We start from the raw sequence: 14,840 nt of genomic DNA, 5'->3' as shown, positions 1-14,840 counted from the left end.
TTAACGGTTGTAACTCTGTTAGACTCACTGAAGTAACAAAGATCCCTCTAATTAGCTCACGAGAATACTCATTATTTGGAATTTTGGGAAATATGGGTAATTCAAATTATCTTGAGATTCGCTTGCGCTTTGTACGTTGTTTCGATCTATACTATTTGTACCCATCACCCTCATGAAGAGGTTAGTGTGTGACGCCTGTCCCTGTCAAGCGTATATCGAGACTCGACGCCATCACGACTCACTGGTCGCGAGTTGATGATCTCTCCTACTTTGTGTTGCGATATGAAGTTGCCGTTCGGAAATACCTAACGGCATTACTGAAAAATCCGGATGTGGTTCAGGAAGTCATTCACGATGTACTGCTTGGTATTCTGAAGCGAGGGCTTGGAGAAATCAGGAATAATGCAGGTAGATTCAGAGATTATCTGCGTTCATCTTTACGTCATGCAGTTTTTCAGTATTGGCGCAATCAGGCCAAGGCGCCCTCGCATGAACCAGAACTCGAAAGCCTGATTAGTGAACATCCAGGTCCGGAAGCGGAACTGGATGCGATCTGGGTGAATCAATGGCGAGAATGTCTGCTTGAGCGAACCTGGAAGACTTTCAAACATCTCCAGGACCAGGGCAGGCTCAATGCGGCCTATTACACCATACTCAAGCTGGCAGTCGACCATCCGGGAATGACATCGACAGCATTGGCAGCCAAGGCTGAAATGGCGTTAAACAAGCCTATACGTCCAGATACTTACCGGCAATTGCTACGTCGTGCACGGAGACGCTTTGCAGAATTGTTGCAGGATGAAGTGGCAAGAACTTTGGATCATCCCACCCCTGAAGCATTAGTAGACGAATTCGTTGATCTAGGAATACTGCACTTTATGAAGGATTATATTCATCCAACTTTGAGGCACAAATTGGAAGAGAGGCTCATGTAGTACCCCAGGTGGTAGAACGGTGGTACAACTGGGGTCTGGTGTACTTTGTCAGGCAACCTACTTGACAGGTGCAGGGGCTGCAGGAGTCGACACTGGAGCAGCGGTAACCTGTATCTCATCCAGTCGGCGAATTTCCACGGCAGGCTGATACGATTTGCTATCCAGCATCACCATTCCCAGGAAGAATGCAACAAACGCCAGTGAAAACGTGAATATGTAGGCGATAAATGGCCGGTCGTATTTCATGTGCATGAAATAAAGCACAACCAGAGCACCCTTAACCACAGCGATTGCCATGGCAATCCAGATGTTCAGGCTGCCAAGATTCACCCAAGTTGCCATCACGGTCAGGATGGTCAATGCCATCAACGCAGCCCAAACCTTGACTAGAGTCTGCCAAGGTGAAATATGGCCCAGCCCATGAGGACAATGTTCTCCATCCCCCTCATGGTGAGTGGTATCTTCATGCGTATGCAAAGGTGTTGGATCGGTAATACTGCTCATAGGTAACTCCAAGCTGAAGGCAAATCATAAGCCTGACAGCTTGATTTAGTGAATGAGGTAAAGAAGTGGGAACAGGAAAATCCAGATCAAATCGACGATATGCCAGTACAGCCCGATAAAGTCGACAGCAGTGAAATTTTCAGGTGAAAAATCACCACGGTATGCACGAATCAATAACCACGCTAGCAGGCCAATGCCCACCAGCACGTGAATGCCATGCAGGCCGGTCAGACAGAAGTAAATTGCAAAAAAAGTACGTACATTGGCCGGTTCAGGAGGTGGGGAAAATTTCGACCCTTCCTGCCCATGGCTGAAGGCATGCTCAAGAGCTTCTTCACTGGGATGATATCGGGTCCCCCACAGTAGTCCTTCATGCCACTTATGGGTATATTCAATGTACTTGATACCCATAAAGCCGAAACCACACAGGATTGTTAGCCAGAGACAGAGAATCAAACCTTTTCTTTGTCCCAGTTGTGCACAGCGTACACCCCACGCCATCGTTAAGCTGCTGAACAACAAGACGCAGGTATTTATGGCACCAAGATTCGTATCAAGAAAGTGATGGGCATAGACGAATACTTCGGGGTGGTTGTAACGGTAAACAGCATAGGCGCAGAAAAGTCCGCTGAAGAACAGGATTTCCTGGGCGATGAAAGCCCACATACCGAGTTTGCCTGCCTCAAACTGCTGTTGAAGACTATCGAAATGATGTGCCAGATGCTTAGAGTGAGCATGTCCATGGTCATCGTGGCTTTGAGCTGTATCTGACATCGTGAAAGCTCGGCAAAAAGTTTTAGTAAGAGTGGTTCTGCGTGTGATTGAACATTATTGTCAAATCACAGATGTTAGTGTTTGTTATTGTTACCGTTGGGGGTACTGGAAAGACCATCCTGGTGAGCAACAATGTCATCCCATTCATGGGCAAAGTGCTCATCCTTCCAGCCTTTGTCTGGACCCAAGTAGGTTTGGCGTTCATAGTTATACGGTATGTCGTCAATGACCGGTGTGTGATAGAAGTTCTCCGTTGGTGGTGGAGAAGTTGTCTGCCATTCCAGCGTTGCTCCTCCCCATGGATTTGGTGGAGCTTTTCGGCCACGTACCAGTGATTGAACAAGAGTGAAGCCAGCGAGTACAAAACCACAAGCCATGAAATACGAACTGTAAGTTGAAGCTTTGTGGTATGGCTGATACTCAGCATAGTAGTTGTAATACCGCCTTGGCATGCCTTTTGAACCCATGACAAACTGTGGGAAAAAGGTACCATTAAAACCGATGAAGATAATGACAGCTGCGATTCGACCAAGAAGATCGTTGTACATCTTGCCGGTCATTTTAGGCCACCAGTAAAAAATGCCGCCGATGAATGCGATCAGTGCAGAACCCATCATCACATAGTGAAAATGGGCTACCACAAAGTAGGTGTCGTGCAGCGGGATACTGGTTGACAGCGTGGCATGGAAAAGCCCTGTTAATCCTCCGATCGTGAAAATCACAATGAAGGAAAGCCCATAAAGCATGGGAGTTTCAAAACTGATCGATCCTTTATACAGGGTTGCCAGCCAGTTAAATACCTTGATGGCAGAAGGAATGGCTACAAAGAAAGTCAGGAAGCTGAAAATCATGTTAGCGATGTCGGACTGGGTGCTGGTGAAAAGATGGTGCCCCCAGACTAGGAAGCCAATCAGTGCCAGACCCACACTGGAAAGTGCAATCTGGCGATAACCGAAGATGGTTTTCCTGCTGAATGTGGAGATCAATTCACTAGCCACACCCATTCCTGGGACGATCATAATGTAAACAGCCGGGTGACTGTAAAACCAGAAGAAATGCTGGAACAGCACAGGATCACCACCCAATGCAGGGTCGAAAATACCAATTTGCAACGCACGCTCCACAATGAGCATCAATAAGGTGATGCCCAGAACAGGAGTTGCCAACACTTGAATCACTGAAGTGGCATACAACGCCCATAGCAACAAGGGCATGCGAAACCAGGTCATTCCGGCTGGTCGCATGGTATGTATAGTGACCAGGAAATTAATGCCGGTGAATATGGAACTGAAACCGAGAATAAACGCTCCCATGGTTGCCATGATCACATTGGTGTTGCTATTAGCTGAACTGGAACTGTAGGGAGTGTAAAAGGTCCATCCTGTATCAAGCTGACCTACGGCAAGGGTAATGAGAAAGCAAACCGTACCTATGATATAGAGATAATAACTCCACAAATTTAATCTGGGGAATGCCACATCTTTGGCTCCCAGCATGATTGGCAGAACAAAGTTACCCAGCGAAGCCGGGATACTGGGAATGATCACGAGAAAGACCATGATCGCCCCATGCAGCGTGAATAACTTGTTGTAGGTATCTTTTTCAAAGAGAAATTTCTTGGGGAAGCTGGCTGGGTTTCCCTTCGCATCATATTGCTGAGGCATCTGCACACTGTCTTTGGGTGTGAGCAACTCCGTTCTCAACGCAATGGCGAACGCACCACCAATCAGGAAGAAAAAGAGTACTGAACCCAAATACATCATACCTATGCGCTTGTGATCAAGCGTAGTAATCCATGAAAGGAATCCCTTGGTGCGATTCAGATAATTGTCGCCTGGCGGATAGCCGTTCGATTCGTGCGACATGTCGACTGCTCCTATGTCTTCGTGGTGCTGAGGCACCAGTTGTTCGTTTGGCTTATTGTTTAACCGGTGGTTGAGAGTCGCGACCAAGAGTCTTCAGGTACTCGATGACCCCGGCAATCTGCTTGTCGGATAATCGCCCTTTGTAACTGGGCATGGCGGAAGGGCGTGCAAATCCTTCACGCACTTCATCATTTGGTTCATTGATTGACATACGGATGTAATTTTCATCAACCTTGGTGGGTGTTAAAGAGCCTGTAGTTTTCCAAGTTTTGTGTTCTTCAGCAGGCATACCCCAGAGCCCCTTAAAGGTTGGACCTGTTCCTGTAGATCCATCAATACTATGGCAGCCTCGACAGCCTTTGGCTTTCCAGACGTATTCACCCAGTTCAACAGGTTTCTTGTTGTCAATTTCCTGTTCTTTTCTCTTCTGCCATTCCAGGAATTTGGCCATATTTTCGTGAACCACCAGTTTAGCTGTCATTTCTGAATGGCTGGTGCCGCAATATTCAGCACAGTAAATGTTGTAGGTGCCTGGGATCTGTGCGTTAAACCAGAGTTTGGAATAACGCCCTGGGACGACATCCTTCTTGGTACGCAGTACAGGAATATACAGGGAGTGGATGACATCTTTCGAAGTCATCACCAGTTCAATCGGAATGTTGGCAGGTACGTGCAGTTCAGGTAATGCTTCCGGCCCATCACTGGTGCCCAGTAATCCCGTTTGGGGATATGTGAACTCCCAGTTCCATTTTCCACCTACAACATTAATTTTAAATGTTTCGCGAGGTGGTTGCATCAGATCCTGGTAAACCATGAATCCAATGTAAAACAATCCAATGCAGATCAATGAGGGAATAATGGACCATACCAGTTCCAGAACAGTATTGTGCGATGGGGCAGGCAGTGGTTTCTGATCAGGTGTCCTGCGGCGATACTTCACGCAAAAGTAGACTACCAGTCCAAAGATTCCGACGAAAAAGAAAACATTCAGCCAGTAGAGCAGATAGAAATGCACATCGGTTTCAGCTGCCTCTTTTGATAACTGAGCAGGAAGCCAGTACGTTTTGTCTTTGAGATCAGAGGCGAATAATGCCCAGTTCATGTGTGTGTCTCTCCTTGCAGCGGAGGCAATACGATCGGCCGACGGTTAGGTATCATCCAGAGAATTATCAAGGTTAGAACGAGCCCCACTGCCATGATGGAAGCGACCAATTTCATCACCTGCATGGACATGGTGGCATATGGTTTAGAGTCGTCAATAATCTTGCAGTTGAGGTAGTTTTCTTCCACACCTGATGCAACTTGAATGCCCTGTCGAGCTTCATCAATGCGTCGTGTTAGTTCTTTGGGTTCGTATTCGATACCCTGGTAGTATTGGGCGACTGTACCATCTGGCGTGCAGAAAATCAGCGTTGAAGAATGTGCGTAATCCCGTTTGATGGGATCATATCGGTAATTAAATCCTACCGTTGCAGCCAGTTTTTTTATCGCTTCATCCTGATCAGTAGTCAGGAAGTGCCAACTGCTACTGCTGGCGTTTAGTTCTTTGAGATAATTCTTCTTGGCATTTTTAGCTCTAGCAGGGCTTTCAAGAGGGTTGATGCTGACCGTGATAATTTCAAATGACTTTCCTGGCAGAATCGAATGTGTCTGCATCACTTCGACAAACCGCTCGAGTTGGATATGACACAACTGAGGACAGTCAGAATAGTTCAGCGTAAGGATTACCGGTTTTCCAGTTTGGAAATAGCTTCCCAGAGGTTTTCTTTGTCCATCCTCATTACGGAATACGAGTTCCAGTGGTAGGCGTGCCCCCGGTTTTTCAACGATCCCAATCCCTTGCAAAGCTACAGGTATGGGTTCTTTGCGATCGAGCTTTTCAAGGAGTTTGTCTAATCTGCCTTGAAGTTCATTACCTGAAATACTCGACAGCTTGGTTGGAGCATCCTTCAGAACGGTTACCATGTCTTCCAGTCGCTCATATGGCAACTGCAACAGTCGATCTTCGCGAACGTTAATGGATTTAAAAATCTGATTGCGGGCTTCTGGGCTAAGTTGATTTAGAATAGCCAATAGCTCTTCGACCTTGGCTATAGGATCCTGCTTTGGTTTTTGTTCCATAAACAAGACAGGAAGCAGGCTGATCGGCAACAGCACACCCAGTGCGATAATCAGATGAACCAGTGATGCATTTTTACCAGCCTGCATGTGTTTCTCAGTATTCATGACAAGTGGCCTCGTCAGTCGAATGCCTTGTCTTGTATGCTATTCGATGTGCCGATACGTAACGATGTACGGCACGCCGTTTTTCTGGTTATTTGGCAGGTGCAGGGGGCTCGGTCTTGGCTGGTGCCGCGGGAGGTGGCGGAGTTGCCAGTACCTTGCCGGCTTTTGCATCTGCAAGTGTCTGTTGCATGGCCTGCTCAATGGAATTCATCTTGAGTTCCTGTTCTTTGCGATATTGCATGAGGGGAGTTTCCAACGCGCCTTCACCTGTCTTATTGCGGTGGCGTGCTTCCCACATGAAGTACAATCCCTGCAGTACGATGAATACAACTAGTATCAGGATGAGACTGATGGCAGTCACCCATGCTATCAAGCCTGTTTTTGGATTATCAGCTTCAGCAGCCATGTTCGTCTCGGCCTTTTAGAAGTTCTGGAATACCAGTGAGTTGTTCAGATAAGGATCTTTTTCCGGCACTAGCGAAACGCTACAGGCACGTTTAGCCAATGCCCCAAGCCAGATTCCACCTACACCGATGGTACAGAGTACCTCAATGAGGGGAATTTGCGGATCAATCGGTTCGAGGAGATTTCCTGATACGCGACCAGCCCAAGTGGGATGAATCAGATAAAAGAGGTCAAACCAGTGAGCTGCCAGCATCCAGCATGCCCAGAAAATAAGGGCTGGCTTGCTGCGTTTGATCCACCGCGAAAGCAATCCCGGGAAGGGGATCAGCAGATGTCCAAACAGCAGAATCAGTGAAAAGATGATCCAGGCAGTGCTGAATTGTCGTGGTTTGTAGAAAGCAGTCTCTTCGGGCATATTGGCATACCAGATCAACATGAACTGGGAAAATGCAATGTATCCCCAGAAAAAGACAAATGCGAAAAGCAGCTTGCCCAAGTCGTGGTAATGTTCGGTTGTGATGGCTTTGGTTAGTATACCTTTGCTCTGTAGATATCGGTAAGCAAGGATGCTGAACGCATAGATACTGATATTGCAGCCGGCAAAGATGTACACGCCGAAGATGGTGCTGTACCAGGTAGGCGTCAGAGACATCAGAAGGTCAAACGCCGCGAAGGTCGTTGCCAATGCAAAGAGAATGATTCCCAGTGGCGATAACCACTTGGCTTTACTGTATTGCTGAGGATCGCCTGAGGTATCACAGTTCACGGACTTGCGATAAAAATACCAGCCCAGGAAAGACCAGATGAGAAAGTAAATAACGATGCGAATGGTAAAGAATGGAACATTCAGCCAAGGCGATTTGTGATGAATCAGATCCTGATAAGTTGCCAGAAATTTGTCTTCAGGATGCAAATCACTGCTGCGTATTTTTTCCATATGTTGAGCCGCATCTGCTCGCACATGCGGATCACCAGAGTATTTGGTTTTATCTGACCATTCATAGAGTGCATGACTGCCCCAGAGCATGGGAATGATGATGGGCAATACGAGAATAGCAAGTATAGTGGCATTTCGTGCTGCAAGTTCTGGGATGCGTCGGATAACGATACCCCACTTGGCGCCGGTGATGTAGAGCGCCATCGTAAAGAACAGCCCACCAAGTGTGATAGTCAGGAAAAACATGAATCCAAGCAGGTATGCATATTGCAAACGGACCATGCCTGTTCCCAAGCCTCCATTGCGACTGCTGTCGCCATAGGGACCGGAAAAATAACCCAGCACGATGGCCAATACCAAGGCAACGATGCCAACCAGGTAGGACATGCCAGACAGGGAATTTCCCAATTCGCCTAACCGGCGATTCTCGTGTTCGATGTTGATAGGCTCACGGTGAGCCATGTCATTCTCCTGTTAACGTCTGGCGGTTGAGTTGTCAGTAGTTTTTGAAATGGATGATGCTTCGGTAGCAGCTATAGTCTTGTTTCGCTGACTTTGCTGGAGAGCACGAACGTAGAGCACAATAGCCCAACGGTCTTCTGGGGATAATCGATAGCCATAACCCAGCATTTTATTCTTGCCGTTAGTGATGGTATCGAACAGTTCACCATCAGGTTTGGACGAGATCAATGGATCATGGAAACTCTTGGGAGGAACCCATAAGGAAAGATCCGTGGTAGCTCGCTCCGTAGCAACGCGGTGCACCATCCCATCGCCATATCCTGCAGTGCCATGACAGACAGAGCAGTAGATGGAAAACTGACGCTGTCCGCGATCCATGAATGCCTGATTCAGCTTGTCCTTGATCCGGGCAGGGAAGCCATTCACAAACTGGCCATTGACTTTGCCCTTGTTAAAGTGTTCATCTTCACTGTAACCGAACGGAATAGTCCCTTCTACGGGCGGCAGATTCATGTCAGGCGTTTTGAACAGGCCAGCTGGCGCTGGGGCCTGTCCTTTCACTTTCTGCTGATAGGCCATGCCATGATCGATGCGGAGCGGCGGGGCGTCGCTGATGGAATTGCTTGAACGAAATACGTAAGCCATTGGAATCAAACCTACGACTGTCAGCAAAATAATGATCTTCCAGAAGAGAGAAGGTGGTTCAGGAGACTGATACTCTTCATAACACGCTTCCAGATGATGTGCACCGGCTTGGCTCAACAAGTCGCTGGTGCCCTGCAGTCTGAATTGCGGGTCATCAGCTTCTACTACTAATGCATACTTATCATTGGTCACACGCTGCATGATCTTCGATTTGTTCAACGCGCTATAGTAGCCAAACAATTTGTTCAATCCGATCATCCCGACAAATGCAGTAATACCTGCCAGCAGAATGGTCAGTTCAAAAGCAACGGGCATCTGGGCAGGCAGTGAAAAGAATGGTTTGCCACTGATAATCAGTGGGTAATCGACTGCATTCATCCACCACTGCATGAGGATGGCACCTGCGGTACCTGTCAATCCTCCACCTAGTACCAGCCAGGGAATTGGTGAATAGGGTGTCTTCATGGCTTCGTCTATGCCATGTACCGGATGGGGTGAATAGCACTCATATTTCCGGTAGCCCGCTTCCTGAACTTTGCGTGCTGCCTCAAGAAGGGCATCCGGAGAAGAAAATTCAGCCACCAACCCATGTAACTGGGGAGGCCTGGTCTCTTCAACTTTTTCATGTTCGTGTGACATGATCGATCCTGTAGGGGGAACTCGCCAGCGAAAATGGTTTCGAAAGCTCGTACCCTGGAATTACTCCTTCGAAGGGATGGCCAAGCCCACTGCAACCGGTGCTGCAGGGGCCTGATACTCATGCCCATGTGTGTCATCATGGTGTACTGACACCGCCTTGACTTCAGCAATGGCCACCATGGGAACAAACCGAATAAACAGAAGGAACAAGGTAAAGAACAGCCCGAAGCTGCCAACAAAGGTCAAAATGTCGACAATCGTTGGGTAGAACATGCCCCATGCTGAAGGCAGTTGGGTTCGATGCAGGCTGGTTACAATAATCACGAAGCGTTCAAACCACATGCCAACATTGACCAGGATGCAAGCCACCATGATTACAGGAATGTTGCGACGTAAGCGACGAGACCAGAATATCTGAGGAACTAAAACATTGCAGGTTACCATGGTCCAGTAGGCCCACCAGTACGGTCCGAAGGCACGATTGAAGAAGATAAAGGCTTCCGTTGTATTGCCAGAATACCAGGCGATAAAGAACTCCAACCCGTAGGCATAACCGACCATCATGCCGGTTGCCAGAATGATCTTGTTCATATTGTCGATGTGATCCATCGTCACAATATGCTTCAGATTAAAAAAGGCCCGACAGGGGATCATTAAGGTGAGAACCATGGCGAAGCCGGAGAAAATCGCACCAGCCACGAAGTAAGGAGGAAAGATCGTGGTGTGCCAGCCTGGGAGAATGGAGACAGCAAAATCGAAAGAAACCACCGAGTGTACTGATAACACCAACGGGGTCGAAAGAGCAGCGAGAAGCAAATAAGTTCTTTCGTAGGTATGCCAGTTGCGGGCGGAACCTCTCCAGCCAAGTGCAAGAATGCCATAGACCATGCGTCGAGTCGTGCTGGTAGCACGATCACGTATGGTGGCCAAATCGGGAATCAAACCCATGAACCAGAACAGCAGGGAAATGGTGAAGTAGGTACTGACAGCAAACACGTCCCAGAGAAGTGGACTTCGGAAGTTAGGCCACATGGACATGGAATTAGGGTAAGGCAGCGCCCAGTAAATGACCCAGACTCGTCCGACGTGTATTGTTGGAAATAACAACGCACAGATCACCGCAAAAATGGTCATTGCTTCAGCAGCACGGTTAATACTGGTTCGCCAATTTTGCCGGAACAGGAACAAGATGGCGGAGATTAATGTACCTGCATGACCGATACCGACCCAGAACACGAAGTTTGTAATGTCCCATGCCCAGCCAATTCGATTATTCAATCCCCAGACACCGACACCGGTGAGAACCAGGTAACCCACCATGGCCACCAGGATAAGTAATCCCGTGCTGGCAAGACCAAATGCAGTCCACCAATGCTTAGGGGTGGGTTCTTCCACGATGCGGCAAACTGCATCAGTCACGCCAGCAAGCGTTAAAGGAGGGGCTACCCCATCAGCGATTGTGTGATTAACCGTGGCCATAGCCGGCCTCCTTCTGAGCTGCTGTCGGTTCCAACTCCGGATTCGGATTGCGAATGCGAGCTAGATAGGCCGTGCGTGGTTTCACATTCAAATCTTCCAGCATTTTGTAACCACGTGGCGAACTTTGCAGTTGAGCCACGCGACTTGCCTGATTATTCAAATCACCAAATGTGATTGCGCCAGCAGGGCAAGCCTGCTGACATGCCGTGATGACATCACCATCCTTGAGTTTTCGTTCCGGGTTTCCTGCCTTAATTCCTTCGTTTTTAACACGAACTTTGGCGGCACGGATACGCTGAATGCAGTAGGTGCATTTCTCCATGACTCCACGACTTCGGACTGTCACGTCAGGATTGAAGCTGAGCCTGATGACATTGTTCTTTTCATCATCAAGTTGTTTGTGCCAGTTCAGAAAGTTGAAGCGACGAACTTTAAAAGGACAGTTATTGGCACAGTACCGCGTTCCAATGCAGCGGTTATATACCATGTCATTGGTGCCTTCCGCAGAATGCACCGTGGCCGCAACGGGGCAAACCTGTTCGCAAGGAGCGTTTTCACAATGAACGCACATCATGGGTTGATGAACAACGGTAACATCTTCCAAGCTTTTGGAATCACCATGGAAGTAACGATCAATTCTTAGCCATTGCATTTCACGTCGTTCAATGACTTGTTGCTTGCCGACGACCGGTATATTGTTCTCTGACTGGCAGGCGATGACGCAGGCATTACAGCCGGTGCACTTCGACAAGTCGATAGTCATGCCCCACTTATAATCAGCTTTGACCTGATTATCGAGTGGGTTATCGAACAATTTAATCATCGGCAACTCATGCACTTTGTGATGAATGGCTGATTGATCTTTCTGATAGTGAGCCAACGTATCGGAACGGATCAGAATGTCTGATCGTTTGTCCCGTTCACGCAGGCCAGTGGTATCAATCTGAGAATGCTCTTGAGTGGTAGCAAAAGTGTACCATTCATTGAGAGGCGTAATGTTTAGCCCTTGAGCGATATTCCACGTGGCGAGTGAACGGAGTGGATTGAAATCGAAACCTGGGGAAGTGACGCGTCCGACTGCAGTGCCGCCAACGACACCGGCTGACTTACGGCCATAACCCAGAAACATGGTCGTGGACCAATCGGCATGTCCGGGCTGGATGAATACTGCAGCTTTGACTGATCTGGTATGCAGGGTTGCTGTAACCATCTGACCATGTTTTACGTTCAGTCGTTTAGCAGTGTTGTAAGATAACAATATAGCATTATCCCAAGTCAACTTGGTGATAAACTCTGGAAGTTCCTGCAGCCAGGCGTTGTTTGTAAAGCGGCCGTCGTATACCTTGGTGTCCGGAATAAAAACTGCTTCAAGTGGTGGTGGTCCGGACTCGCCACCTGTTCCGCCCATAAACATCTTGACATCCATGGTCATGGTAGTCAGCGATATGGCCAGTTCATGATGGTTGGCAGACTTTGTTGCAGGCTTGACGGAAACGGGCTTCCACGCTGAACCTTCTACGACACCATCACGCAAAGCCTTGTTCCAGTCTTCTGCTGAAGCTTGTGGATACGTTGCCTTGAACGCCTCCTTTACAAGATCGTAAGGCTTGGCAGTGTTGCCTAATAGCAGTGAAATAACTTCAAGGTTTGTCTTGCCCTGATGCAATGGTTCGATGACCGGTTGGACGATGCTGTGAATTCCGTTCCATGAACGAGCATCTCCCCAACTTTCGAGATAATGTGTCTGTGGTATATGCCAGGCACAGAGTTCTGCGGTCTCGTCGTAATACAACCCGACATGTACAGAGTTCTTGACTTTGGCCAGTCCATCGCTGAATCGGATTTCCTGGGGGGCAGAGTAAATTGGATTATTGTTCAGGATGACAAGAGTATTTACTTTGCCATCGTTCATATCTTTTGCAAGTGCTGCGAGAGCCTGTACCGAAGGAATTGCATCACCTTCAGGAGCCGCAAAATAGTTTACGGTAGTGCCAATGTTTCCCAGAACATAATTAAGTTCATGGACTGCTGCATGAACTTCGGGTGCATGTCGAAAGCCTAGAGCGATTACCGACTTGCCCTTATGGCTTACAAGATCTCGAGCCAATGCCGCGAGAAAAGTATTGGCCTTTCCGCTCGTAGTTGCCCGTACAGGTAGTTCTTTATTCTGTAACAGTGACTCGACGCTTTTGGCAAGCGCCGTTACCAGCTGTTTCATATCGCTGGAACGCCATGCCAATCGATGGTCTGCAGTTCCACCGGTGGCACTGAGGTTGCTTTCAACGCAATAGAGTCGATTATACATCGCTTTCTGGGCAGAAAGCGTATTCTCTGGATTGCGGTTAGCAGCAAAATCACGTGTATATTGCAGAGAGGCGGGATGGATGCCAAGAAGATCAGCATCGAGGTCGACAATGATCTCTGCTTTGCTCAATTCAAAATGCGCTCGCAATGGAGACCCAAATACGAGCTTGGTGCCCAGACGTTCATTATCTCGGGATACAGATTCAAATTCTATCCACTGTGCCTTGGGGTATGTTGCCAGTAACCTGGACTTTGCCTGGCTGACTGTGACTGAAGATGTTGCTTCACTGAGAATACGCAACCCTTCACCTTGAGTGGCTGAGAGCTCAGTTCTTATGGATTTGAATGCATCAGCAACATTAAACCATTTCTTCTCAGCAATAGCTGTTTTGCGGTCGGCTTTGAATCGAATCGTCTTGCTTCGGTCGGGATCATAAAGTCCCAGGATGCTGGCAGACGCCCAGACATTTACGGAGCCTTGATTTAACGGATGCAGTGGATTGCCATCAACTCTGATCGGGCGTCCTTCGTAGCACTGTGCCAGCAAACCGATGGCAACGCCACTCAATTCCATAGCGGTAGCATATGCCTGGGTTTGGCCGATTGTGCGGTTCTCAATGCCTTTGGCTGCTGGTACAACGTAGCGGTGTTGACGGGAACAGCCCACGGCACCAGCCATGGCAACTGAGGCTCCCATAATCTGAAGGAACCGGCGGCGTGTTTCGCCATCCATAGGTTCCAACTGTTTGGGAAGAAATTCCGCACCGAGGTTGGGATCTTCTACGCCGTTAAGTTCAGCGAGCGAACGCCAATAGCCTGCCTCGGGAATCGGGGCAGTGTTGTTTAGCGATGACATGTAGAACAATCCGTAGATGGGTTCAGTTTCAACTGTGCACGCAGCGTTTTTCCGAGAGATTCTGCAGTTTCATTTGCAGTATCCTTGGGTTTCCAGGTCATGTTGGTGATCTGATCTAATGGCCGCAGATGAGGCTCAGGATTACGATGGCAATCCAGACACCAAGCCATGCTCAAAGGTTTCTCATGCACCACAACGTCCATTTGGTCTACACGACCATGACAGGAAACGCAGCCTACACCTCGATTAACGTGGGCAGAATGATTGAAGTAAACAAAATCGGGTAACTTATGTACTTTCACCCATTCCACAGGCTTTTTGGTATTCCAACTTTCCCTGATTAATTCCAGGCTGCCTTTACCTGTTGCAACCATGGAATGACATGCCATGCAGGTCTCTGTCGGTGGAATATTAGCCTGCCCGGATTTTTCCACATCAGTATGGCAGTAACGGCAATCTATCCCCAACTGGCCGGCATGTATGGTGTGACTGTAATTGACCGGCTGTTTAGGTGCATAACCAACATGCGTTGATTGATGATTAAAGCCAAACCACGCAATAGTCAGAAAGACTGGTGGCCCAGCTAAAGCAACAGGTAGAATAACCCACCAGGCTTTATTAAACCATTTCGGGAAGAAGAACAACGACTTCTCCGCCACCGGGGCAGCAGAAGTTTCCGTCATAGAGGCCACCTTTGCATTCAAGCTAACGGTTTTCTCAGAGATTTTGTCTCTGGGAAGTTAGCAGGTTCGATGCCAATTGCAAGAGGTTAGGCAGTTTGGAAATTGAATTCTTCAAGTTTCGTGCAG

Annotated in this window: 12 protein-coding genes; 1 reads left to right on the top strand and 11 read right to left on the bottom strand. The window is 48.1% G+C overall.

Annotated elements, in window-relative coordinates:
• Positions 1 to 188: 188 nt before the first annotated feature.
• Positions 189 to 935, top strand: coding sequence for a sigma-70 family RNA polymerase sigma factor (locus JNJ77_03205; protein MBL8821569.1), 747 nt, complete (start codon positions 189 to 191; stop codon positions 933 to 935).
• 57 nt (positions 936 to 992) lie between these two features.
• On the opposite strand, the gene JNJ77_03200 is transcribed toward JNJ77_03205, so the two are convergent.
• From JNJ77_03200 to JNJ77_03150, 11 genes are all read right to left on the bottom strand, one after another.
• Entirely contained in the window at positions 993 to 1,439 is a 447-nt protein-coding gene (locus JNJ77_03200) for a cytochrome C oxidase subunit IV family protein (GenBank protein MBL8821568.1), read from the bottom strand.
• A 45-nt stretch (positions 1,440 to 1,484) separates the two neighbouring features.
• Positions 1,485 to 2,213 carry a cytochrome c oxidase subunit 3 family protein gene (locus tag JNJ77_03195; protein ID MBL8821567.1) on the bottom strand — a complete coding sequence of 243 codons (729 nt, stop codon included), beginning with the start codon at positions 2,211 to 2,213 and terminating at the stop codon, positions 1,485 to 1,487.
• Between the two features lie 74 nt (positions 2,214 to 2,287).
• On the bottom strand, positions 2,288 to 4,078 hold the full coding sequence (locus JNJ77_03190; protein ID MBL8821566.1) for a cbb3-type cytochrome c oxidase subunit I: 1,791 nt from the start codon (positions 4,076 to 4,078) through the stop codon (positions 2,288 to 2,290).
• Positions 4,079 to 4,130: 52 nt separating this feature from the next.
• Positions 4,131 to 5,180 (bottom strand): cytochrome c oxidase subunit II, encoded by a 1,050-nt coding sequence (coxB, locus tag JNJ77_03185; protein ID MBL8821565.1) that lies wholly within the window; start codon positions 5,178 to 5,180, stop codon positions 4,131 to 4,133.
• A complete protein-coding gene (locus JNJ77_03180) occupies positions 5,177 to 6,304 on the bottom strand; it encodes an SCO family protein (GenBank protein MBL8821564.1) in 1,128 nt (375 codons plus the stop codon). The genes coxB and JNJ77_03180 overlap by 4 nt, the downstream gene beginning before the upstream one ends.
• A gap of 88 nt (positions 6,305 to 6,392) precedes the next feature.
• Positions 6,393 to 6,710 (bottom strand): hypothetical protein, encoded by a 318-nt coding sequence (locus tag JNJ77_03175; protein MBL8821563.1) that lies wholly within the window; start codon positions 6,708 to 6,710, stop codon positions 6,393 to 6,395.
• Between the two features lie 15 nt (positions 6,711 to 6,725).
• Entirely contained in the window at positions 6,726 to 8,108 is a 1,383-nt protein-coding gene (locus JNJ77_03170) for a quinol:cytochrome C oxidoreductase (GenBank protein ID MBL8821562.1), read from the bottom strand.
• A gap of 12 nt (positions 8,109 to 8,120) precedes the next feature.
• On the bottom strand, positions 8,121 to 9,392 hold the full coding sequence (locus JNJ77_03165; protein MBL8821561.1) for a DUF3341 domain-containing protein: 1,272 nt from the start codon (positions 9,390 to 9,392) through the stop codon (positions 8,121 to 8,123).
• 60 nt (positions 9,393 to 9,452) lie between these two features.
• Positions 9,453 to 10,871, bottom strand: a complete 1,419-nt coding sequence (gene nrfD / locus JNJ77_03160) for a polysulfide reductase NrfD (GenBank protein ID MBL8821560.1) — start codon at positions 10,869 to 10,871, stop codon at positions 9,453 to 9,455.
• Positions 10,858 to 14,031 (bottom strand): Fe-S-cluster-containing hydrogenase, encoded by a 3,174-nt coding sequence (locus JNJ77_03155; protein ID MBL8821559.1) that lies wholly within the window; start codon positions 14,029 to 14,031, stop codon positions 10,858 to 10,860. Before JNJ77_03155 ends, nrfD begins: the two co-directional genes overlap by 14 nt.
• Positions 14,019 to 14,714 carry a cytochrome c3 family protein gene (locus JNJ77_03150; GenBank protein ID MBL8821558.1) on the bottom strand — a complete coding sequence of 232 codons (696 nt, stop codon included), beginning with the start codon at positions 14,712 to 14,714 and terminating at the stop codon, positions 14,019 to 14,021. Before JNJ77_03150 ends, JNJ77_03155 begins: the two co-directional genes overlap by 13 nt.
• Positions 14,715 to 14,840 lie beyond the last annotated feature (126 nt).

It is taken from the genome of Planctomycetia bacterium, assembly GCA_016795155.1.
Lineage (GTDB): Bacteria > Planctomycetota > Planctomycetia > Gemmatales > HRBIN36 > JAEUIE01.
This window is presented reverse-complemented; position numbering and strand designations above follow the sequence as displayed.

Coding starts and splice junctions, on each gene's coding strand:
- JNJ77_03190 (MBL8821566.1), bottom strand. CDS start 4,078: ATGTCGCACGAATCGAACGGCTATCCGCCAGGCGACAATTATCTGAAT.
- nrfD (MBL8821560.1), bottom strand. CDS start 10,871: ATGGCCACGGTTAATCACACAATCGCTGATGGGGTAGCCCCTCCTTTA.
- JNJ77_03170 (MBL8821562.1), bottom strand. CDS start 8,108: ATGGCTCACCGTGAGCCTATCAACATCGAACACGAGAATCGCCGGTTA.
- JNJ77_03195 (MBL8821567.1), bottom strand. CDS start 2,213: ATGTCAGATACAGCTCAAAGCCACGATGACCATGGACATGCTCACTCT.
- JNJ77_03175 (MBL8821563.1), bottom strand. CDS start 6,710: ATGGCTGCTGAAGCTGATAATCCAAAAACAGGCTTGATAGCATGGGTG.
- JNJ77_03180 (MBL8821564.1), bottom strand. CDS start 6,304: ATGAATACTGAGAAACACATGCAGGCTGGTAAAAATGCATCACTGGTT.
- JNJ77_03165 (MBL8821561.1), bottom strand. CDS start 9,392: ATGTCACACGAACATGAAAAAGTTGAAGAGACCAGGCCTCCCCAGTTA.
- JNJ77_03155 (MBL8821559.1), bottom strand. CDS start 14,031: ATGTCATCGCTAAACAACACTGCCCCGATTCCCGAGGCAGGCTATTGG.
- JNJ77_03200 (MBL8821568.1), bottom strand. CDS start 1,439: ATGAGCAGTATTACCGATCCAACACCTTTGCATACGCATGAAGATACC.
- coxB (MBL8821565.1), bottom strand. CDS start 5,180: ATGAACTGGGCATTATTCGCCTCTGATCTCAAAGACAAAACGTACTGG.
- JNJ77_03150 (MBL8821558.1), bottom strand. CDS start 14,714: ATGACGGAAACTTCTGCTGCCCCGGTGGCGGAGAAGTCGTTGTTCTTC.